The organism is Mesorhizobium sp. B2-8-3, assembly GCF_006440815.1.
In the GTDB taxonomy this organism is placed as follows: domain Bacteria; phylum Pseudomonadota; class Alphaproteobacteria; order Rhizobiales; family Rhizobiaceae; genus Mesorhizobium.
Window position 1 is genome coordinate 125,283 of the sequence record NZ_VFTW01000015.1, and the last position, 19,467, is coordinate 144,749.

General features: G+C 62.7%; 24 protein-coding genes. 19 read left to right on the plus strand and 5 right to left on the minus strand.

Translation table 11 applies throughout. The features are described 5' to 3' along the window. The first annotated feature begins 11 nt into the window (after positions 1–11). The 7 genes from FJ418_RS21195 (at position 12) to FJ418_RS21225 (ending at position 8,539) form a co-directional block, all read left to right on the plus strand. A complete protein-coding gene (locus FJ418_RS21195) occupies positions 12–1,001 on the plus strand; it encodes a Coat protein (RefSeq protein ID WP_140868908.1) in 990 nt (329 codons plus the stop codon). Positions 1,002–1,225: 224 nt separating this feature from the next. Then, positions 1,226–1,819: a hypothetical protein gene (locus FJ418_RS21200; protein WP_140868911.1), complete on the plus strand. Its 594-nt coding sequence runs from the start codon at positions 1,226–1,228 to the stop codon at positions 1,817–1,819. Positions 1,820–1,889: 70 nt separating this feature from the next. After that, positions 1,890–4,343: a hypothetical protein gene (locus FJ418_RS21205; RefSeq protein ID WP_140868913.1), complete on the plus strand. Its 2,454-nt coding sequence runs from the start codon at positions 1,890–1,892 to the stop codon at positions 4,341–4,343. Positions 4,344–4,422: 79 nt separating this feature from the next. After that, complete coding sequence (locus FJ418_RS21210) at positions 4,423–5,067, plus strand: hypothetical protein (RefSeq protein ID WP_140868916.1); 645 nt, start codon at positions 4,423–4,425, stop codon at positions 5,065–5,067. 3 nt (positions 5,068–5,070) lie between these two features. Next, positions 5,071–5,592 carry a hypothetical protein gene (locus FJ418_RS21215; protein ID WP_140868918.1) on the plus strand — a complete coding sequence of 174 codons (522 nt, stop codon included), beginning with the start codon at positions 5,071–5,073 and terminating at the stop codon, positions 5,590–5,592. A 1-nt stretch (position 5,593) separates the two neighbouring features. After that, on the plus strand, positions 5,594–8,218 hold the full coding sequence (locus tag FJ418_RS32025) for a hypothetical protein (RefSeq protein ID WP_181167024.1): 2,625 nt from the start codon (positions 5,594–5,596) through the stop codon (positions 8,216–8,218). A gap of 9 nt (positions 8,219–8,227) precedes the next feature. Continuing rightward, a complete protein-coding gene (locus tag FJ418_RS21225; RefSeq protein ID WP_140710752.1) occupies positions 8,228–8,539 on the plus strand; it encodes a hypothetical protein in 312 nt (103 codons plus the stop codon). A gap of 32 nt (positions 8,540–8,571) precedes the next feature. Here the strand turns inward: FJ418_RS21225 and FJ418_RS32425 are convergent, their stop codons facing one another. Then, on the minus strand, positions 8,572–8,949 hold the full coding sequence (locus FJ418_RS32425) for a hypothetical protein (RefSeq protein ID WP_246683149.1): 378 nt from the start codon (positions 8,947–8,949) through the stop codon (positions 8,572–8,574). Here FJ418_RS32425 and FJ418_RS32430 point away from each other — a divergent pair. From FJ418_RS32430 to msrA, 11 genes are all read left to right on the plus strand, one after another. Continuing rightward, on the plus strand, positions 8,948–9,202 hold the full coding sequence (locus tag FJ418_RS32430; protein WP_246680696.1) for a T6SS immunity protein Tdi1 domain-containing protein: 255 nt from the start codon (positions 8,948–8,950) through the stop codon (positions 9,200–9,202). The genes FJ418_RS32425 and FJ418_RS32430 overlap by 2 nt on opposite strands. Before the next feature lie 527 nt (positions 9,203–9,729). Next, entirely contained in the window at positions 9,730–11,703 is a 1,974-nt protein-coding gene (locus FJ418_RS21235) for a hypothetical protein (RefSeq protein WP_140868921.1), read from the plus strand. A 12-nt stretch (positions 11,704–11,715) separates the two neighbouring features. Continuing rightward, positions 11,716–12,156 (plus strand): hypothetical protein, encoded by a 441-nt coding sequence (locus tag FJ418_RS21240; RefSeq protein ID WP_140868924.1) that lies wholly within the window; start codon positions 11,716–11,718, stop codon positions 12,154–12,156. Further along, entirely contained in the window at positions 12,156–12,866 is a 711-nt protein-coding gene (locus FJ418_RS21245) for a LamG domain-containing protein (RefSeq protein ID WP_140868926.1), read from the plus strand. The genes FJ418_RS21240 and FJ418_RS21245 overlap by 1 nt, the downstream gene beginning before the upstream one ends. A 69-nt stretch (positions 12,867–12,935) precedes the next feature. Next, positions 12,936–14,012, plus strand: a complete 1,077-nt coding sequence (locus FJ418_RS21250; protein WP_140868929.1) for an acyltransferase — start codon at positions 12,936–12,938, stop codon at positions 14,010–14,012. A 123-nt stretch (positions 14,013–14,135) separates the two neighbouring features. After that, positions 14,136–14,888, plus strand: a complete 753-nt coding sequence (locus FJ418_RS21255) for a glycosyl hydrolase 108 family protein (RefSeq protein WP_140868931.1) — start codon at positions 14,136–14,138, stop codon at positions 14,886–14,888. Further along, the gene (locus FJ418_RS21260) at positions 14,885–15,088 is read left to right on the plus strand and encodes a hypothetical protein (RefSeq protein ID WP_140545445.1); all 204 of its coding nucleotides are present in this window, start codon (positions 14,885–14,887) and stop codon (positions 15,086–15,088) included. Before FJ418_RS21255 ends, FJ418_RS21260 begins: the two co-directional genes overlap by 4 nt. Before the next feature lie 108 nt (positions 15,089–15,196). Next, positions 15,197–15,436 carry an ABC transporter permease gene (locus FJ418_RS21265; RefSeq protein WP_140710742.1) on the plus strand — a complete coding sequence of 80 codons (240 nt, stop codon included), beginning with the start codon at positions 15,197–15,199 and terminating at the stop codon, positions 15,434–15,436. Further along, the gene (locus FJ418_RS21270) at positions 15,421–15,615 is read left to right on the plus strand and encodes a hypothetical protein (protein ID WP_140710740.1); all 195 of its coding nucleotides are present in this window, start codon (positions 15,421–15,423) and stop codon (positions 15,613–15,615) included. The genes FJ418_RS21265 and FJ418_RS21270 overlap by 16 nt, the downstream gene beginning before the upstream one ends. After that, positions 15,615–15,938 (plus strand): hypothetical protein, encoded by a 324-nt coding sequence (locus FJ418_RS21275; protein ID WP_140710738.1) that lies wholly within the window; start codon positions 15,615–15,617, stop codon positions 15,936–15,938. The genes FJ418_RS21270 and FJ418_RS21275 overlap by 1 nt, the downstream gene beginning before the upstream one ends. Before the next feature lie 163 nt (positions 15,939–16,101). Then, positions 16,102–16,623 carry a peptide-methionine (S)-S-oxide reductase MsrA gene (msrA, locus tag FJ418_RS21280; protein ID WP_140710736.1) on the plus strand — a complete coding sequence of 174 codons (522 nt, stop codon included), beginning with the start codon at positions 16,102–16,104 and terminating at the stop codon, positions 16,621–16,623. A gap of 108 nt (positions 16,624–16,731) precedes the next feature. Here the strand turns inward: msrA and FJ418_RS21285 are convergent, their stop codons facing one another. Further along, positions 16,732–16,926 carry a hypothetical protein gene (locus FJ418_RS21285; protein WP_140659348.1) on the minus strand — a complete coding sequence of 65 codons (195 nt, stop codon included), beginning with the start codon at positions 16,924–16,926 and terminating at the stop codon, positions 16,732–16,734. Positions 16,927–17,094: 168 nt separating this feature from the next. Here FJ418_RS21285 and FJ418_RS21290 point away from each other — a divergent pair, with 168 nt between their 5' ends. After that, entirely contained in the window at positions 17,095–17,355 is a 261-nt protein-coding gene (locus tag FJ418_RS21290; RefSeq protein ID WP_140640973.1) for a hypothetical protein, read from the plus strand. A gap of 26 nt (positions 17,356–17,381) precedes the next feature. Here FJ418_RS21290 and FJ418_RS21295 read toward each other — a convergent pair whose 3' ends face one another. The 3 genes from FJ418_RS21295 to FJ418_RS21305 form a co-directional block, all read right to left on the minus strand. Beyond that, complete coding sequence (locus FJ418_RS21295) at positions 17,382–17,927, minus strand: hypothetical protein (protein WP_140855344.1); 546 nt, start codon at positions 17,925–17,927, stop codon at positions 17,382–17,384. Between the two features lie 538 nt (positions 17,928–18,465). Further along, positions 18,466–18,906, minus strand: a complete 441-nt coding sequence (locus FJ418_RS21300; protein WP_140868934.1) for a GFA family protein — start codon at positions 18,904–18,906, stop codon at positions 18,466–18,468. A gap of 123 nt (positions 18,907–19,029) precedes the next feature. Then, complete coding sequence (locus tag FJ418_RS21305) at positions 19,030–19,281, minus strand: hypothetical protein (RefSeq protein WP_140659345.1); 252 nt, start codon at positions 19,279–19,281, stop codon at positions 19,030–19,032. Positions 19,282–19,467: the final 186 nt, after the last annotated feature.

The window sequence follows — 19,467 nt, forward strand, 5'->3', positions numbered from 1 at the left end:
GGAAAGACCAAATGGCAGACGCCTATACCCGCATCGCGGACGCGATCGTTCCGTCCGTCTATGCCCAGTACTCGTTCGAGGAGCATGTCCAGTCTCTCGAGATCTACCAGGCCGGCATCCTGTTTTCCGATCCGGCGATTTCGTCAAAGCTGTCGATGGGCGGCCGCTCCGTCGACATGCCCGGATGGAAGGATCTCGGCAACGATCCGTCCGAACCGGTCAACGACGATCCGGCCGATTCCATCGAGATGAAGAAGATCGGCTCGCGCCGCGAGGTCGCCCCCCGCAACGTGCGCGCCCAGGCCTGGGGCGTTCCGGATCTGACCGCGATCCTTGCCGGCGACGATCCGCAAAAACTGATCGTGCGCCGCCAGACCGAGTACTGGCAGCGCGCCAACAAGCTGACCCTGCTCGGCATCCTCAAGGGCGTGCTCGCCGACAACGTCGCCAATGACGGCGGCGACCTGGTGCGCACCACCGGCGCCTCGATCGTCGACACCGACATCATCGAGGCGGCATACCTGATGGGTGATCGCGCGGACAAGTTCCGCACCATCTGGATGCATTCCAAGCAGATGAAGGCCCTCAAGCTTGCCGACCTCATCGACTATGTGCCGTCCTCGGAACAGGGCGGACCGTTGATCCCCTATTACATGGGGCTGCGCTGCGTGGTCGACGACGACATCCCGGTCGCCGCCGGCGTCTACACGGCCTTCATGTTCAAGGACAAGGCCATCCTGTGGAACGAGCTGCCGGTCAACTCCGAAGGCGGCCCGCTGGAGTTCGACCGAAAGCCGCGCCAGGGCCATGGCGGCGGCGTCACCGAAATGGTCGGCCGCCGGCATTTCGTGGCCCATGTTCCCGGCACGAGGTTCCTCGATGCCTCCAGCGCCGGCGAGTTCGCCACCGACGCCGAGCTCGCGCTGGCCGCCAACTGGGACCGCACGGCTTCAAGCGTGAAGAACATGAGCTTCATCGCGCTGAAGACGACCGAAGCGTAAGGGCGCAGGTTTCCTCGCTCCCACGAAAGTGGGGGAGAGGTGGCCGCGTAGCGGCCGGAGAGGGGGACGCCCTTCGCGAAGCGCGAGGCCAGGTCTTCAGCCGGTTCTGGTCTATCACAGGGCGTCCCCTCTCCGTCCCGGCTTCGCCGAGCCACCTCTCCCCCGCATTCGCGGGGGCGAGGAACCGAGCATTTTCTCACCCACCCACCACGGATCACTGACCCATGGCCATCACCCCGCTCGACATCGCCAACATGGCCTTAGCCGTTCTCGACGAGGCGCCGATCGACTCGCTCGACCAGGACGTCAAGGCCGCGCGGCTCTTGAACTTGCATTTCGACCTCACCCGCGAAGGGGAGCTTGCCAAGCACGCCTGGGTGTTCGCCATCCTTTCGGCGCAGGTCGCGGGCGCCGACACCGGCAGCGGCAATTACACGCTGAACCATGCCTATGAATTGCCGGCCGACTGCATCCGCCCGCTGCCGCCGACCGCCAATGGCGAGCCGGACGGCCAGCCAATCTCCTGGCGCCAGGAGGCGGGGCTGATCTATTCCGACCAGGCCGGGCCGCTGACCATCCGCTACCTTGCCAACCTGACAGACCCGAACGACTGGGACGCGCTGTTCACCGAAGTGCTGGTGGCGGCCCTGGCGATCAAGATCGCGCATCCGCTGACCCACAAGGCCGGCATGATCGACATCGCCCGCGCCGCCTATGACCGCGCGCTCGACGCGGCCTTCAGCGCGAACGCCATCCAGCGCGGCGGCCGACTCTATACCGGCGCCTGGGCGACCCAGCGCGGCGATTTCCGTCTTTGATTTCACGCATGTCTTTGCCCCGAAACCGGTTCCCGCTTTCGGGAGACATGCTTTGAGGAGCTTTCGCTAAATGACGGCGCTCTATCCGGTCCAGGATGTTTTCACCCGTGGCGAGATCTCGCCCAGGCTCCATTCGCGCGCCTCGCTCGACCTCTACCGGGCAGCGCTCGCCAAATGCGAGAACTTCGTCACCCTGCCGCACGGCGGCATCCGCGCCCGTGGCGGCACCTACTTCGTCAACGAGGTGAAGAACTCGGCGAAGAAGACCCGCGGCATCCCCTTCATCTTCTCTTCCGAGCAGGCCTACTGCCTGGAGTTCGGCGACCGGTACATCCGCGTCTATGCCTATGGCGCGCGCGTCGGCACGGTCGAGATCGCCTCGCCCTATCTGGAAGCCGATCTCTTCGAGCTCGCCTATGTGCAGTCGGCCGACCAGATGTGGATCACCCATCGCGACTATCCGCCCAAGGTGCTGACCCGCGAGGCGCACACCACCTGGACGCTGAGCGATTTCCAGTTCCTGGACGGGCCTTACGACGACATCAACGATACCGGAACGACGATGACGCCGGCCCAGACCGGCGCCGTCCACCCGATCATGACCGGCCTGACCACGCCGAGCGGCACGGTGTCCGGCGCCTATGCTCATGGCGACGAATGGCAGGCGTTCACCGATGCCTTGGGCCGGTTCTACGATCCGGACCACGGCAATGGCTGGATCGCCTATGACTTTCCCGGCGCGGCCACCAAGATCTGCGATGCCTATTGGATCGTGGCGTCTGCCGGGAACCCGGAATACACGCCCGTCTCGTGGACGTTCGAGGGCTACGACGGCACCAACTGGATCGTCCTCGACACGCGCGCGGCTGAAACCGGGTGGAGCCGAAGCGAGCGGCGCTTTTATGAGTGCGCGAACAAGATCGCGTTCCAGTCCTACCGCCTGAACTGGTCAGCCTCGGACGACAGCAACCAGAACGACAGCGCCATCAACGACATGGGCTGGCACGAGGCCGGCGACAGCATGACGCCGTTCAATCTCACGGCATCGTCGATCGTCGGCATCAATGACGGCGCCGGCTTCCAATCGACCGATGTCGGACGCGCGATCCGGCTGCTGGGCTCCGACGGCATCTGGCGTTGGGCGAAGATCGCGAGCGTCGTCAGCACCACCGTGGTCACAATCAGGCTCTACGGACATTCGCTGCCGAACCTCACGCCGATCACCCGCTGGCGCCTCGGCACGTTCGTACCGGGAAAATACGTGGAATCGGGCTCGCTCTACGAAGAGCGCCTGGCCTTCAGCCGGCGCTTCTCGGTCTATGCCTCGGCCACCGGCGACTTCGACAATTTCGCGCTCGGCGAGAAGGATGACGACGCGCTGGAATTCGTCCAGGCCGGCGGTGGCCAGGCCAACGACATCGTCTGGATCGCCGATTCCGACGGCGCGCTGCTGATCGGCACTTCGGGTGGCATCCGCGCGCTGTCCGGCTCCGGCATAGACGAGGCGCTGACGCCGTCCTCCTTCAAGAACCGCCGCTCGCGCACCTTTGGCTGCGCCCGCATCCGCCCGGTCGATGCCGGCCAGTCCTTCCTCTATGTCACGCGCTCGCGCCGCTCGATCGCCGAACTGGCGCAGGCGCAGACCGGCCGCTTCACCTCCGACGACATCGGGCAGATTTCCGAGCACATCGCCAAGCAGGGCGTGGTCGAGCTCGCCTTCCAGACCGACCCGGACCCTATGTTGTGGTTCCCGCTCGATAATGGCGAGCTCGGCGGCTACACCCACCAACCAAGCCAGGAGGTGCGCGGCATGCACCGCCACCGCTTCGGCGGCGAATTTTCCGGGTCCGGTTGGGCGGTCGTCGAAAGCGCGGTGGTCACGCCCGGACAGAACGGCGTCGACGACATCTGGCTGATCGTCAAGCGCAGCATCGGCGGCGCGACCAAGCGCTACATCGAGGTGATGCAGCCGCCCTTCGAATACGGCGCGCTGGAGGACGCCTTCCAGGTCGATTGCGGGCTGACCTATTCCGGCGCGCCGGTCAATGTCGTCTCCGGCCTCGGCCATCTCAACGGCGAGAAAGTCGGCGTGCTGGCCGACGGCAAGGTCTTTCGCGGCATCACCGTCGCGTCCGGCCAGGTGACGCTGCCTGGCAGCGCAACCGCCGCCAAATGGCAGGTCGGGCTTCCGTTTCAATCGCAGGCCGACACGCTGGAGCTCGACGTCGGCGGCCAGGACGGCTCGCTCGTTGGCCGCCGCAAGAAGGTGGCGAAGCTGATCCTGTCATTGCTCGAGACCGACCCCACGGGGCTTGAGGTGCAGTCCTTTCTGCGCGGCCGCTGGGAGGCCGTGCGCATGCCCTCGATCGTCGCGCCGGACGGCAAGGCGAAGCTCTATACCGGCAATGTCGAGGTGCCGATCGACGACTCCTGGGAAGGGCAGGGCAGGGTAAGGATCCGCCACATCAACCCCACGCCCTGCACGATCCGGGCGTTCACGCCCGTGTTCGACGCGGAGCCGTAGAAACAGCTGATCTTCCCCACGAGGGGAAGATTGGCTCTCCGCCGTCCCGCTCATCAATTTCCCACCCAAGGAACTCCCAATGACACCCCATGCCGAAGCTCTCGGCAGGGCGCGAACGGCTGCGGATTTCGCCGCCGTCATCGCCTTGCTCGACACCGACCTTTCGCAAGCCATCGCCAGCCGCCAGGGTCTGATGCAAGCGGAGGACCGCGCCATTTTCGGCGGCGACCTCGCCGCCGCACGGGCGGCACTCGATGGCTGCAACGACACGATCGCGACGCTGGAACGAGCAATTGCCGTCGCCGGCAGCCGCCGAGCCACCGCCGCCGAGGCCGAGGCCCGCGCCGACATCGAGGCGCTGTCCGAGGAGATCGAAGGCAAGGCAGCACTTCTCGGCACCCGCTGGCGTGCTGTTCGCCGGCTGGTCGAGGAATTGCGCGAGGAACTGTTCGAGGCCGATGCGCTGTCGCGCGCCATCGCCACCGCCAATGGCCTGTTAGACGCCGCCGGCCTGCCGCGCCTGAAAGTGAGCCTTGCCGCCACCCGCCGCGCCGCCATGGCCGGCCCGCGCGCAGCGCCGCCGGCGCGCCTCAGCCGGGCCGGCCTCGCGGCCGACCGGCTGCTCCTTTCGATCGTCAGCTCCGGCGGCGCGCTCGACCCGCGTCCGGCGCTGCGCGCGCCCGTCGTGGGCGCAACCAGGAAACCCAAGACCCCGCGAGGTTGAACCATGTGCACATTGGCCCTTCTTGGACTGGCAGGCACGGCCGTGTCGGTCGGCGGCGCCCTGATGCAGGGCGCCCAGCAGCAGCAATTGGCCAACTACCAGGCCAAGGCCTACGAGCAGCAGGCGCAGGCCGATGCGCAAAGCGCCGCCTTCGAACAGAGACAGGAGCGCCGCAAGCAGGACCTGCTCGAAGCCCAGGCGCGCGCCCAAGCGGGCGCTTCCGGAGTCGGCATTGCCGGCTCACCGACCGAAGTGCTGGCGGCGAATGCCCGGCAGGGTCAGGTCGACCTCAATGCGACTCTGTACAATTCACGGCTGCGCCAGAACAATCTCAACACCCAGGCCGCCATCTCGCGCTTCCAGGGCAGCCAGGCGATGACGGCCTCGATCTTCAAGGCGGGCAATGGCCTCATCGACGGTCTGTCCGGCCTCTACGACCCGGCCAAGTCCGTGACCTTCGGCGGGTCGTCGCTCTCGCCTCGGGCGAGCAGGGCCATCATCGGCGGCTACACGGGGCTCTACTGAGATGGTCCACATCATTCCTCTTTTTGTCGGCGAGCGCCGGCTCGACACCGGCAATGCGGTGCAATATCCGGATTCCTCGCCGGTCGGCGAAGCGATGCAACAGTTCGGCGACAGGTGGCAGGCAGCCGCCGAGCGTTACGAGCAGCGCAAGGCGCAGCAGCAGGCCTTCGACACCGAGATCGCCGCGCGCCGGCTGAATGGCGAGCTCGCGCAGGCCGAGGCCGAGACGGTAGCCAACGCGCCCGCCGACGGCGCCGGCCTGCACGAAGCCATGTATGGCCAGGTCGATCCTTACACCGGCCAGGTGGTGAAGACCGGCCTGTTCGACACGCTGTTCGGCAATTTCCTGAAGCAGGCGCCACCCGAACTGCGCCCAGGTCTTGCCAGCCGCAAGGAAGCGCTGCGGGAGGCGGGCGCAATACGCCTGGCGCTCCAGCAAAATCAGCGCCGCGACGGCTATGAGTGGAGCGAGTGGAGCCAGGCCGAAAACGAGTACGCCAGCGCAATCGCGCAAAGCGATCCCAAGGACACGGCCAACTTCGAAGCGATCAGGCAGCGCGGCCTCGATTTCATAGCCAATATCGGCAGCCCGCTTGCCCGGCACGTCGCGGAAGCGGCTTGGAAGAGCAACGCCGCCAAGGCGCTTGTCCAGGCGATGATCGCGCAGGATCCGAAGCGCGCCGCCGAGATGCTAGACGCGGCGCAGGCCGGCGCGACCTCAGGCCAGGTGAGCGCCGCAGCGTCCGTTGTCGGCAATGCCGGTGCGGCGGCTCAGGCTGCCGCCGGGATATCCGGTGCGACTGCCGCAAACAGCGCGAACTTGGCCGAAAGTGCGTCGTCCAAGCCTGATGCGACGGATGGGCCGGCAACCATACCTCTCGATGCTATCACCTATCTGAAACCCAGCGACATCGCCACGCTGAGGACTCAGGCCAACAACGCCACCGCGGCCCAGATGATCGGTGCGAATGCGCGGGTCATGCTTGCCGAGCAGAGTGCGCCGGCCGTCATCGCCACCACCGGCAAATATCCCGAGGAAGAGTCGACCGCGCAGGACTTCGTCCAGGTCTACGGCGCCGACGAAGGTCCAGAACGGTTCAAACAATTCAGGATCAACACCAGCATCGGCAAAGCCTACTTCGACATGCACGCGGCGTCGAACCAGGCGATCCGTGCCGAGCTCCTGCACTCCAGGCCCAGGCCCGGCAGTTCACTGGAAGCGCACGAGCGCTACGGGATCAAGGCTGGCGCCGCCCAGCTGATCATGGCTGCCCGCGACGCCGATCCCGTCGCCTACGTCAGCCGACTGTTTCGCGGCGACGCTCCGGATTGGAGCAACGTCAAGACACTTGAGGAATTTCAGGCTGCCGTCAACTGGGCTGGAGCAGCTCAGCAGCAGTTGGGTTTCAATAAAAGGTTGCCGCTGCCTTGGGATTTCGCTGACCGGCAGGCGGCGGAATACATCGACCCGAGCAAGCCATTCAACGAGCGTCTTGCCGAGTTGAGCTCGCTTGTCCTGGCTGTTCGCGACCCAGGCGCCCGCAGGGCAATTTCGAAGCAAATCGCGCTGCTGGCGGAAGCCCGGTGGCGAGCCAGAGCCGCTCAGGATCCGAGCATCACGCCGGAATTGCTGGAAGCGCAGGTTGGGGTACTCAAAAAGGGGCTCGACTGGGTCGGGGAGCATCCCGCCCAAGCCCAATACAGCACCATGTCGTGGCTGCGGCAAGCCGGCGTGGCATTCGGTGATATCGGCCGAACCGTTGCCAAGGGTGCGACCGCTGGAGGCGCGGACAGTCTCGTCGCGAAGCTGACCCCTTCGCAGGCGGGCGAAAGCTACGAGCAGCGTCGGGCCCGCGAGCAAGCTGAGACGGAGGATGCGGAGGATCGGGCCGGCTCCGCCGGTTGGGCAGCCGAGGCCCTTGGCGCCGGCTTGACCGGCTACGGCGCCGCACAGGGCCTTGTTGGTTTTCTGGGCCGAGCAGGAATCGGCGCGGCGGCGGAAGGCGGCGGCTTGGCCGGCTTTGGCACGCGCACAGCCCTGGGAGCCGCAACCGGCGGCGCATACGGCGGGGTATATGCCTATAACACCGATGAAAGCATTCCCGAGGGCGTACTCACCGGCGCGATTGGGGGTGCCGGCCTCAATGTTCTTGCCGAGGGGCTCGGCGCGATTGGCCGCAGCGTCATAACACGTCTCAGCGAGCGTGCCGCTGTTGCTAAGCCGAAAGCCGTTTTCGATAGTGAACCTCCATCTGCTTCGCCTGTTGAGGTAGAAGAGCTTCCCGTTTCCGCCGACAAGGCACCGGAGATAAGAAGACCCTATACGCATTTGGAAGATCCTCCTAATGTCGCGCCCGGAAAGAAGCCAACAAACAAGCAACGGATGACAATTTACGAGGAAAATCGGAGAATAAACGGTGGGGTCCTAAGATCGGATAAGAGCGGAGTAGAATTAGTCATAGCCCAAAAAAGCCAGAGCGGTGTAACTCCCCCAAGGAATGAAGCGCATATCGATCACATAGATCCGGTCAGGCCGGCTGACAAGGCTAAGACACCAGGATCAAACAGCTATAGAAACCTGCAACTCCTCGCGGGATTTGAGAACGTAGAAAAATCGAATAAATAGGTGAAAGACATGGCTGGGTGGAAGTTCAAAGATTCCAAAAATCTAGCTGTTATCTCGACTCGAAAAATATTCGACCGAGGCGGATGGATTGCATATGTCTCGCATGATGCGGAAGATAATTCGTGGCAATTTTATGGAAATGAAGCTGAAGTTGATCAAGATGAGCTAATTTTAGTGGGTTTGGTCGAGATAGTGGAGCTTGACGAGACTGTTGAACAACTTGCGGATTTGCCGTTAGGCTGGCATGCTTGGCGCGATACAAAAACCTCGCCGTGGAAGCGAGGCAAAATGCCTCCTGAACCCCCAGAGTCAACGAACTAGTTTCGTCGTACTAGTTTCTTCCGCCGTTGGTGTCACTCTTGGAGATCGTGGTGTTCGAGACATTCCAAAAAACTTCCAGATAGATAGCAGGGTCCCGGCAGATGCCGGTAATTTTTCGCTGGACACAAAATCGCCGGGCTGAACGAATTGCCGCAAGCTTTGGTGGCGCGACGTTCCGACATGGCCTGTATCGGATAATGCGAGCGCAGGATGTCGCACGCTGGAACGCAAGGGTATTGCTGGGCTTCCCCGAGTTCACGGGGCGGATAACCTGCTTTGGCTATGATTGGCAAGGCTCGGCCTTTGCCGTCGATACCGGGAGGCTTGAGCAGGGCGAGCCAGGCGTTTTGATGTTCGAGCCGCATACGGCGGAAGCTTTGCAGATACCATCCAATATCGAGACATTCCATGACGTCGAACCTCGTGGAGGAGGACGGTGCGGCCTTGGTCCCCGACGGCTTCGCAGCGTGGCGCGAGAGCGGTGGCGCCGAGCCAACCTATTCCCAATGCATAGGCCACAAGAAGCCGCTGTTTCTCGGGGGCGAGGACACAATCGAGAATCTGGAATTGTCGGACCTGGATGTCTATTGGCATATCATGGGCCAAATCATCGCAAAGGTAAAAGGCCTGCCACCTGGAACCCCGGTCCGCATGTCACCTTAAGCTGAGACGGATAGGTGCTTAGCTTCGAATTATCGCGACAGAGGACCGGTATCTTTACGCTCCCGGCTTCGTTCCCAGGGTACGGTTTTGCCGGTTTCACAGTGACAGTGGGAGGTACGGTGACGGTGCACGATTTCCTGTCGCGGTCGTTTGCAGCTAAAGGGTGCACTGTCACCGGAATTCGATTTCAGCCATGGATACTACGGACCCGCAAACAGCACCGAGAAGGTGATGATGCGTCAGCAAGGAGACACATTGAGCTGGGCGATGCCGGGACCAGGGGTCGGTCGAGCTTGAGAGTGCGATACCACGCGCAGTTGAGTCGGTTGGTTCCAGAGCGGCAGCGTAAGCAGAACGATCCATTGCGGGCAAATTCAATGAAGCGGCTTCACTTGCGCAACCTATGGAAGAGTTCGCGAACAGAACCGCAAAAGATGGGCCAGGACTAACCGCCCGATTTCAGCCCACGCACGGACCCCAATCTTTCCAGCCTCGCTTTTGCGAGGCTTTTTTCATGGAGCAAGCTTATGGCCCGACCTGCAACTGCCGCCATTCGTCTGTTGAGCGGCGAGCGCGAACCTGTGCGCCTGGCGACGACCGCGAACATCACCCTTTACGGCCTGCAGACCATCGACGGCGTGCTGACGCAAGTCGGCGACCGGATCTTGGTCAAGGACCAGGCCGACCAGACCCAGAATGGCATCTACACGGCGAGCGAGGGCCAGTGGTTCCGCGCCGCAGACGCCCGCGCCGCGCGCACGATGCAGAAGGGCACCACCGTGCATGTGCAGGAGGGCGCTGTCTCGGCCGATCGGGTCTATGCCTTCGAGACGCTGGATCCGGTGATCGGCGCCGACCCGATTGTGCTTAGCTTCTATCTCTCGCAGGACACGCTTGGCGGCGCGGTGAATGCTGCCAATGCCGCCGCGGCGAGCGCGGCCGCAGCACTCACCTCCAAGAACGCGGCGGCCACCAGCGCCACCAATGCGGCAGGCTCGGCCACGGCCGCCTCCGGCTCGGCAAGCGCCGCGTCAACCTCCGCCACCAATGCCGCAACCAGCGCCACCAATGCCGGCAATTCGGCGACGGCCGCGGCCGGCTCCGCGTCCACGGCCTCAAATTCGTCCACCAGCGCCGGCACATCGGCAAGCGCCGCCACCGGCTCAGCGACGGCCGCGTCCAACTCCGCCACCGCCGCTTCCGGATCCGCCACCAGCGCCGCGACGTCGGCCACCAACGCGGCGGCGAGCGCCGTTGCGGCGGCCAATGCGGTGGCAGCACTTGGCTATACCTTTTCCACCAGCACCGCCGACGCCGATCCCGGCAACGGCACGCTGCGGCTGAACAATGCCAGCGCCGCCTCCGCCACTGCGGCCTATATCGACAACCTCGATTCCAGCGGCGCCACGGTGAGCGGCGTGCTCGACGGCTTCGACGACAGCACCAACGCCGTCAAGGGTCAACTGACGCTGCGCTCAAAAGCGTCGGCGGCAATCGCCTATGTCTACAACGTTACCGGCTCGGTGGTGGACGGCACGGGCTATCGCAAACTGACGCTGGCCTGTGTCAGCGGCGCCGGCACCTTGCCCAACACCACCGACGGCATCTGGCTGATCTTCGCCCGCGCCGGCGACAAGGGCGCGGACGGGCTGGGCAGCGGCGACTTCACCGGCCCGGCCTCCTCGGCGGCTGACAATATCGTCACCTTCGCCGGCACCACGGGCAAGGCCGGAAAGGATAGCGGTGTGGCGGTGGGAAGCCTCGTCGCCGGGCCGGCCTCGGCTGCGACCGACAACATCGCCACATTCAACGGCACGACCGGGAAAGTGGTGAAGGACAGCGGTGTGGCGGTGGCTGGCTTGGCGCCGAAGGCCAATGCCTCTTTCACTGGCACCTTCAGCCCGCCCACCAACGCCATTGCATTGAACACCCTCGCTGATAGCGCGGCGGTGTCCGTCCTTGGTCGTTCGATCAATTCGATCGGCGCACGGGCGGACATCGCGGCTGGCTCCGATGACACGATCCTGCGGCGCGTGTCCTCGGCACTCGGCTTTGGGCAGCTCACCGCCGGCATGGTGCCGGCCGGGCTGGTGACCTATGCAATGCTCGCATCCGGTGCCATCGCATCCAACAGCGAGTTTCAGCTTGGAACGGCAAGCAAGCTTCTGACGGCGGCCGCATTAAAGTCGGCCGTAGCCTATCAGACGCTTACGTCCGGCGCATCCGTCTCTTGGGATATGTCGCTCGGCAACAATGCTTCGTTGGCGGCTGGCACGAACGTGACGATCGGCAATCCGACAAATGCGGTGCCGCAGTTCGGCTTCGTGCTCAAGATCACCGCGGTGACGTCCGCTCGCACCGTGAGCCTGAGCGCGAATCTCGTGCCCGCTGCGGGCGTCGAGAGCTTTCCGATCACCATCCAGACAACGGAAACCGTCTTCCTGGCCGGCTTTGTCGATACGACGAGCCGCCTTGTCATCACCAGTGTTTTAAGAACCTAACAGGAGAACTCGATGTCCATTCTCGTCCGCAAGATCAATGACGTTTGGCAGGAGTGGCACGGCTCCTCGATCGTGACCCAGACGGTCGGCACCTACACTGCTGTCTATGGTGACGGCCGGCAGGTGGAGACGCCATGCGATCCCTATCCTGTCGAAATCCAGATGAACGGCGACAGCCTGCGCGGCTTCTACGACCAGGGCCTTTGGACGATCGACGAAGTCGAGGCGGTGGGCGGCAGGATTGCTGTGCCCTTCGAAGCGCCGGAAGGAAAACAGGTCGTCGGCGCACCGTCCTATGTGGAAACCGGTGAAGTGATCCAACAGGTCTATCAGGTCGAGGATACCCCGCCGCCACCGGAACCGCCGACGGCAGAGGAGAAGGTCGGTGCTATGCTGGCTGGCTACGATCTTTCGATCAGCGAATTGAAGTCGATCCTCGGGCTGGGCATCTAATGTATCCCGGTATCATCCCAAAGATCGTCGCGCCGCCGCAGAAGAAGGCGACCATGCTTCTGCATTTCGACGGGGCCAACGGCTCGCAGGTTTTTGTCGATAGCTCGCTCAACAATCTCGCCATGGGGTTTGGAGGTAACGTTCAAATCGACACGTCTACGTCGGTCTTCGGAGGAAGTTGCTGCACCTTTGATGGGGTTGGCGACTACCTTTACTGCGACCATCCGACGGCACTCAAATTGCCAGGGGATTTCACGTGTGAGGGTCGCATGCGATGCACTGCGGAAACTACAAACTCGCGCCCGGTATTCGATATGCGAGGCGGCACGAACAATGCCGGGTTCTTCGTCAATCTCAATCCGAGTGAGCAGTTAGATATCTACATTGATGCAAATGATGGCGCCGGTGGCGTCAAGCGCGCCACGTCCGGCACGCTCACCGCTGGCACTTGGTATCATTGGGCAATCTGCCGCGCCTCGGGTTTGATCCGCTGCTTTCTCAACGGCACGCAATTTGGAAGCAATTTCTCCACCTCGGTTGCCTGGGATAGCACGTCGCTGAACATCGGAACTTTCGTCGGTGAGCGGGACATCGGCGGGCCGGATCACAAATACAAAGGGAATATGGACGAGATTCGGATCTCGAACAATCTTGCCCGCTACACCGCCAACTTCACACCGGCCGGTTCTGCATTTGATCGCTACGACTGATTGTTCATCTGGACATCTGGCATCGGCCGCGCGTACTAACGTCGGCGGTTTGCGCGGGACATAATCAGAATGGGATTTGCTACGGGCGACAGACAGCGTTTGTTGGCGCTCGATGGCCTTCGCGCCTACGCGGCAATCGCGGTCATCTTCTATCACGGTATCCTTCATTTTGATGAGGGGTTGATCCAGCGCGCTTTGTTCAAGACGTTCTGGGAGATAACTGCAACGGACCAGTGGCCCAAGCTCTGGCTCTCGATTTTCAACGGCACGGCGGCGGTCGAGTTGTTCTTCCTTCTAAGTGGTTGCGTCTTGATCCGTTCCCTTTCTGACATTGGTAATCCGTGGCGTGCTGGCGCATCGTTTGCTGTGAAGCGCGTGTTTCGCATCTATCCAGGGCTTATAGCCTGTGTGCTGGCCGCGGCATTGCTTCAGGCATGGCCTATCTCGTGGTCGGAAGCCTGTGCGAACATGGCCCTGTGGTCCTATGCAGTCATCCAACCAAGTTGGACACTGCAGGTGGAAATGCTCGCCGTCCCACTGATGTTGCTGGCTGGAGTGTTTACGCTTCGGTGGGGCATGTGGGGCACTCTTGCAGTGCTCGTTTACACATGCATCGCTCGGAAAAATCCCGAACTGCTCGGAGTACAATTGCTCTCAGATTACGGGTATCTGTTCATCTTTGGTGCCTTGGTGCCGAGCGGGCTGGGTGCCTTTGCTGCCAAGTTGGCAAGGCCGATAGGATGGGCGCTACTTCTCGTCGCTTTCCTGTTGCTTAGGCAATTCGTGCACGGCCTTGAGCTTCTGACGGCAGCGTTAGGTTTTGTGCTGCTCGCGCTGTTGTACCACGATGACAGGGCGGCTTCGTCACCGGTCTTAGTTTCGCCTCTTCCCGCATTTCTCGGGCGTGTGAGCTTCGGCCTCTACCTGTGGAATGTCCTCTTTCTCAACGCACTTCACAATGTGCCGCCAAGTTGGCTTCCGTCGGATGCAGTGCTGGCGGGCATTCTGGTATCTCTCGTCATTATCCCCCCGAGCGTCTTCTTGGCAGCCGTCAGCTACCGATTGATTGAGCTGCCCGGAATTGCGCTCGGGCGAAAACTCTCTCGCGCCATAGTTAAAGGCGCACCGCGTTTAGAAGCCGCGTAGTTCTCGCCACTGCACCTTTAGTTTTGGTCGCTGACCGGAGTGCGCGAGCGCTTCGTCTCGCCGCATGTTCCTTCGCATCCCTGAATCCTCAAGAATCTGCCCTCCGGGCGGAAAGGAACACCCATGGACCGCAACTTCGCGCGTGCCCTTTCGCTCGTCCTCTCGTCCGAAGGCGGCTGGTCGGATAATCCCGCCGACCCGGGCGGCGCGACCATGAAGGGCGTCACGCTCGCCAATTTCCGCCGCTACGTCAAAGCCGACGCCACCAAGGCCGATCTTCGCAAGATCAGTGATGACCAGGTGGCCACGGTTTACCGTCGTTTCTATTGGGATGCGGTCGTCGGCGCCGACCTTCCTGCCGGCGTCGACTATGCCGTCTTCGACTTTGCCGTGAACAGCGGGCCGGGCAGGGCGGCGAAATATCTTCAAGCTGTGCTCGGCGTTGCCCAGGACGGCCGCATCGGCCCGGCCACGCTCGCCGCGGCAAGTGGAAAACCCGCCGGTGTCGTCATCGACGCGCTTTGCGATGCGCGGATTGCCTTCCTCGAAAGGCTGCCCACGTGGCCGAGCTTCGGCCGGGGCTGGAGCGCGCGTGTCGCCTCGGTGCGCCGGCAGGCGCTGCTGATGTCGGCCACGCCGCTGACGACGACGATATCCGTGCCGACGGCGCCAGCATCCGCCGATGGTGCGGGGCCAACCGCGCCGCCCGCGGACGCAGGGTCGCATGCCGGCGGTGAGGCGCCCGCCGCGCCACCCAAATCCGCATCGCCCACCAAGGCAACCGGCATTCTTGCGCTGATCGCGCTGGCGCTGGGCTCCCTGGCTGCCTGGGCGATGCATCTTCCCTGCAATCTCTTCGGAGTGTTCTGCCAATGATTGCCGTCATCATCCGCATCGCCCTGCGCTATGGCGCGGGCGTGCTTGTCGCCCGCGGCCTTCTGGGAGCCGACGACGCCTCGGCGTTCTCCGCCGATCCCGACATCCAGATGGCGCTGGAGACCGGTCTCGGTCTTGCCATCGCCGCCGCGGCCGAATGGTGGCACCTGCTCGCGCGCCGGTTCGGCTGGGAGCACTGACATGGAAAACCTCAAGGAACTGCTCACCGAGCTCATTGACCAGACCAAGCCGTATGTGGTCGTCGGCGCTGCCTGCTTCGTCGCGGGGCTTCTCATCGGAGCGCTGCTATGAGCGCGCTGCTGGCATGGCTTCTCACCAATCCGACAATCCTGGCCATCGGCGCCGGCCTTGTCGGCGCCCTCGGCTGGGGCTTCCACCAGCGCCTCGCCGGCGCGCGGGCCGAGCGCGGCAAGCAGGCCGAAGCCGAGGTCGCGGCCCGCAATGTCGCCGACCAGGTCGACAACGATATCGGCGCTTTGCCGGCTGAGGCAGTCAGAAAGGAGCTGAAGTCATGGGCAAGCGACTGATCGTCGCCGCCATCGCCGCCGCGCTTGCCGGCTGCACGACGGCCAGGGGCGGCTTCTGCGTCGTCGCCTCGCCGATGCGCCTCTCCGCGAGCGCGGTCGACAGCCTGTCTGACCAGGAGGCGAGGGCGCTGCTCGCCCACAACCGCAAGGGCGAAGAACTCTGCGGCTGGAGGCCGTGATGCACGACATTTTCGATCTTCTGGGCATCAAGGGCCAGGTCGTGGCGGCGGGGCTCGCTGGCGGCGTGCTGCGGGCGCTGTCGCGCCATCGCTATAAGCTGCGCGAAATGGTTGCCTCGCCGATCTGCGGCGCCCTGGCCGCCGCCTATCTGACATTGCCTGTCGTCGCCTGGGTCCGGGCAAGCAGGCTGCCGATACCCGATACAGCCGATGACACCACCACGCTTGCCGCCGCTTTCCTCATCGGCGTTTGTGCGATGTGGATTTCGGATATCGTCTTCGAGGTGGTGGTGCGGAGATTCAGGCAAACGCCGGATTCGTGATCGCGACGGCGTCGAAGCCGTGCAAGCATATATTTTCGAAACAGACAGGGGCAGACCGTCCACGCCGGATACTTCGATGCCGGTGTCAGCGATTAGCCGCTCGAACCGCTGGAAGAACCCGGCCGCAACGCCTATCTATGGAGCAATCCAAAGGAGGTGTGACATGGCTTCTTCCACCGAACGCGCGGTCCTTGCGGGCGGCTGCTTCTGGGGCATGCAGGATCTGATCCGGCGCCTGCCCGGCGTGATCTCAACGCGAGTGGGCTACAGCGGCGGCGATGTACCGAACGCCACCTACCGCAACCACGGCACCCACGCCGAGGCGATCGAGATCAACTTCGATCCGGCCAGGACAAGCTTCCGCACGTTGCTCGAATTCTTCTTCCAGATCCACGATCCGACGACAAGGAACCGCCAGGGCAACGATATCGGCATGAGCTACCGCTCGGCGATTTTCTACACCAGCGATGAACAGAAGCGGATCGCCGAGGACACGATAGCCGACGTCGACGCGTCCGGCCTGTGGCCTGGCAAGGTCGTCACCGAACTCGCCCCGGTCGGGCCTTTCTGGGAAGCAGAGCCCGAGCATCAGGACTATCTCGAGCGCTATCCCAACGGCTACACCTGCCATTTCGCGCGGCCGGGCTGGAAGCTTCCGGTCCGCCAACAGGCGGCCGCGTCATAGTCAGAGGCCAGGCTGTTTCATACAGCCTTTACGCGCTTTGATCCGCCCGCCGTGCCGGAAGGCATGGCGGGCTTTTTGCGTTCCGGCCGCCGTCCCGGGCGGGCAACCTCAGCCCTTGGCGCGGTGGCCTTCGTGTTCGTGGCTGCCGATCCAGTGGGCGCGGATGCGGTCGCTGGCTTCGAGATAGGCCATGTCGATCAGATAGGTCAGAAGCTTCTCGCCATCGGCCTCCGCCTTCTGGCGAAGTTCTCGCAAGATCCCCTGCGCAAACTGCAGGTTTTCCATTTTGCTAGGCTGGTCCATGGATGCCCCCAAATGTCTGTGCGGTAAGTTTGGCTCACTATGCTTGTACGAACATTGTCACCACGCTCGCGGCGAAGCTGTACTCGGTTGCACTGATGCCCGATCAACGAACCTGTTGGACATTGCGCGGAAATGTCGATATTTTACGCGCCCAATCGGATGGCGACCATGCACGAAGACGAGGGCAGCACTCCTGACAAGTTGCAAGCCATGCTTGACGTGATTGCCAGGAGCGAGCCCTTGAGCGAGAGCGGGCAGGCGGATTTCGGCCGGTTGAGGGCCGACGCCGCCAAGGCCGCCGGCGTGCTGATCGAATTTTACGGCGATGCGGCCCTGGAACGGGCCAAGCTCATCGAGCGCCGATCGCCCCAGTCGCATTTCGCGCGTATGGTCGCGGCTGAAGTCGGCAGGCGCGGCAAGCGAAGCTGACCTGCAAACAATCGGCGAAAGCCGCTTCAAGACGATCTTCGCCTCCCCAGCCTTGCGCCAAGCCGCTGCTCGACCTCTTCCTCGACATTGTCCAGGAGATAGGACATCAGGTCGTGTCCGATCGATCGCGCTAGGTCCTTGGCTTGCCCCACATGGTTGCGGATCTCGCGCAGCGCCCGCTCTTCGCACGCGGCCTCGTTCGTCAAATCGACGAACCAGCCGGGATAGAGCGCTGCCTCACCCGCCCCGTCAACGCAACATTGGCCGACGGCCAGGATCTTGCGCAATCCCATCTTTTCGGAATGGACCCTATAGACCTCCCTGAAGCCGGCCCTGCGCTCCACGGCCTTGCGGATAGCCAGCCGAACCCTTGAGCGGTCGTCCTTATCGATGCTTTGCATGCATCGTTCAAACGAGGTGCCGTGGGAGAACTCATCGAGTGTCAGACCGAAATAATCTGAAAGATTGGCATCGCCATAGACACGGTCGCGCTTGATGTCCCAGGTCCAGAACCCGTCGATCGGTGGATACCGCATATGCATGTTGCGGCCGTGTTCAGGCGCCGATGTCATGAAAACCGCCCCGTCCGGTTTCAAGATTCGGCAGCACTATGTAGCAAAAAATGAAAGAAACAAAGATGGCCTTTTGTACAAGGCCGGAAGTCATAAGGCTTGCTGCCAATGGCATTTCGGGATGTCATATTTGATATAACCAGAAAGAGGGCGAAGAGAAAATTTCTTGAGCCGAAAGAATTTTCACTTTGGTATTGCAACTGCAGCTTGGTATTTCACATGGTAGGCGCAGCGGGCAAGCAGGCAAAACAATCCCGGAGGTGTATTTCCGCAAGAAGCATGGCTAAAAATTCTTATATTTTGTAAAACGGATAAAATTCTTTGCGTGCTGCTGTCTGGAACCAGGCCGGCTTACGGCCTCATGTTCGCCGCATCCCACAACGCTAACGTCAGCTGATTGGCCGGCAAACCGACCGATGGTTGAAAACGCGAAACTTCCAGAAAGCCCGAGCATATCGGCCCAAGGCCGGGCGTTTTTCCGGACGTGCCGAAGGCACCGGTGGACCGAAGATCATCGTTCTAACTAAAATCCGCCAACCTAGGCCGACCTTTGCAGTGGCTCCGGTCCGGCTTCAGCGCCTGCCGTCGAATCATCGGCGATCCGGTCATGCTCGAACTGCCGCGCCGCGGGGAGGGCTTGCAACCAGGGCTCGCGGCGTCCGATCCACAGCTCGTAGCTCGGCATCAGCCCTTCAGTCGGAGCAATGTCCAGGCTGCCGATCGTGACCTCGGCCTCGTCATCGCCGACGAAAGGAACGCGGCTTCCGCAGGTGGGGCAAAAACTCCGAGCGCCATAGTTGCTGGTGATGCCGGTGGTTTCGAACGCTCTTAGCGGCCATACGGCGTACGCATGGAAGGCCGATCCGCTTGTCTTGCGGCAGTCCTTGCAGTGACAGAGGCCGACCCGGAGCGGCTCGCCAGTGACGCGGAACTGCACGCCGCCACACAGGCAACCGCCGCTGCGCGCGATTTCAGGCATTGCCGTTCCTCCTGCGGTTGTGCACGGAGCCGCGTCTCTCTCGCGCCCGGCAAGCCCCGCTGCTGGCTGCTAAAACCCGCAGGAGGTTGCAATGGTTCCGCGCCGGCGCGGAAGAAGCATCGGTCAATCGGGAAAGTTGATCGGCTCCTCGCACCGATAGACGCGGCACTCGCCGTCTTTGGTCGGAACTGTCGTCGAGACAGGCACTTCCGGCCAGTCGCACTCATTGCCGAATTGCCGGACGAACCGGTCATAGGTGTCTGGACCCGTGGTCAAGACCACGGCATGGTCGCTTTTGATCAGCGCCTGCGTCTGCGCGCAAGTCATGGCGCGCGTATCTGGCCGGGCATAGGCAACGCTCGCGGCGCACAACATTGTGCCGCCCAACAATATCTTGCCTGCGGTAAGTGCGATCGACGGAGGTCTCATGGGACACCAGGTTTTTGACGTTTCCGGGTGCCGAATATGGATCGCGGCTAGGCCGTAGTGACGATTTAAGGAATTGGGATTCCCACGGGCCGGCAAATCAGATTCAACGCTGATTTTTGGGGATCAGTGATG

Bases quoted from the DNA above. Each gene is read 5' to 3' on its own strand.
- FJ418_RS21235 (WP_140868921.1), top strand. From the start codon at position 9,730: ATGGCCCGACCTGCAACTGCCGCCATTCGTCTGTTGAGCGGCGAGCGC.
- FJ418_RS21200 (WP_140868911.1), top strand. From the start codon at position 1,226: ATGGCCATCACCCCGCTCGACATCGCCAACATGGCCTTAGCCGTTCTC.
- FJ418_RS21275 (WP_140710738.1), top strand. From the start codon at position 15,615: ATGCACGACATTTTCGATCTTCTGGGCATCAAGGGCCAGGTCGTGGCG.
- FJ418_RS21205 (WP_140868913.1), top strand. From the start codon at position 1,890: ATGACGGCGCTCTATCCGGTCCAGGATGTTTTCACCCGTGGCGAGATC.
- FJ418_RS21215 (WP_140868918.1), top strand. From the start codon at position 5,071: ATGTGCACATTGGCCCTTCTTGGACTGGCAGGCACGGCCGTGTCGGTC.
- FJ418_RS21210 (WP_140868916.1), top strand. From the start codon at position 4,423: ATGACACCCCATGCCGAAGCTCTCGGCAGGGCGCGAACGGCTGCGGAT.
- FJ418_RS21270 (WP_140710740.1), top strand. From the start codon at position 15,421: ATGGGCAAGCGACTGATCGTCGCCGCCATCGCCGCCGCGCTTGCCGGC.
- msrA (WP_140710736.1), top strand. From the start codon at position 16,102: ATGGCTTCTTCCACCGAACGCGCGGTCCTTGCGGGCGGCTGCTTCTGG.
- FJ418_RS21245 (WP_140868926.1), top strand. From the start codon at position 12,156: ATGTATCCCGGTATCATCCCAAAGATCGTCGCGCCGCCGCAGAAGAAG.
- FJ418_RS21300 (WP_140868934.1), bottom strand. From the start codon at position 18,906: ATGCCTGAAATCGCGCGCAGCGGCGGTTGCCTGTGTGGCGGCGTGCAG.
- FJ418_RS21305 (WP_140659345.1), bottom strand. From the start codon at position 19,281: ATGTTGTGCGCCGCGAGCGTTGCCTATGCCCGGCCAGATACGCGCGCC.
- FJ418_RS21255 (WP_140868931.1), top strand. From the start codon at position 14,136: ATGGACCGCAACTTCGCGCGTGCCCTTTCGCTCGTCCTCTCGTCCGAA.
- FJ418_RS21295 (WP_140855344.1), bottom strand. From the start codon at position 17,927: ATGACATCGGCGCCTGAACACGGCCGCAACATGCATATGCGGTATCCA.
- FJ418_RS21250 (WP_140868929.1), top strand. From the start codon at position 12,936: ATGGGATTTGCTACGGGCGACAGACAGCGTTTGTTGGCGCTCGATGGC.
- FJ418_RS21240 (WP_140868924.1), top strand. From the start codon at position 11,716: ATGTCCATTCTCGTCCGCAAGATCAATGACGTTTGGCAGGAGTGGCAC.
- FJ418_RS21195 (WP_140868908.1), top strand. From the start codon at position 12: ATGGCAGACGCCTATACCCGCATCGCGGACGCGATCGTTCCGTCCGTC.
- FJ418_RS32425 (WP_246683149.1), bottom strand. From the start codon at position 8,949: ATGGAATGTCTCGATATTGGATGGTATCTGCAAAGCTTCCGCCGTATG.
- FJ418_RS32025 (WP_181167024.1), top strand. From the start codon at position 5,594: ATGGTCCACATCATTCCTCTTTTTGTCGGCGAGCGCCGGCTCGACACC.
- FJ418_RS21290 (WP_140640973.1), top strand. From the start codon at position 17,095: ATGCACGAAGACGAGGGCAGCACTCCTGACAAGTTGCAAGCCATGCTT.
- FJ418_RS21265 (WP_140710742.1), top strand. From the start codon at position 15,197: ATGAGCGCGCTGCTGGCATGGCTTCTCACCAATCCGACAATCCTGGCC.
- FJ418_RS21225 (WP_140710752.1), top strand. From the start codon at position 8,228: ATGGCTGGGTGGAAGTTCAAAGATTCCAAAAATCTAGCTGTTATCTCG.
- FJ418_RS21285 (WP_140659348.1), bottom strand. From the start codon at position 16,926: ATGGACCAGCCTAGCAAAATGGAAAACCTGCAGTTTGCGCAGGGGATC.
- FJ418_RS32430 (WP_246680696.1), top strand. From the start codon at position 8,948: ATGACGTCGAACCTCGTGGAGGAGGACGGTGCGGCCTTGGTCCCCGAC.
- FJ418_RS21260 (WP_140545445.1), top strand. From the start codon at position 14,885: ATGATTGCCGTCATCATCCGCATCGCCCTGCGCTATGGCGCGGGCGTG.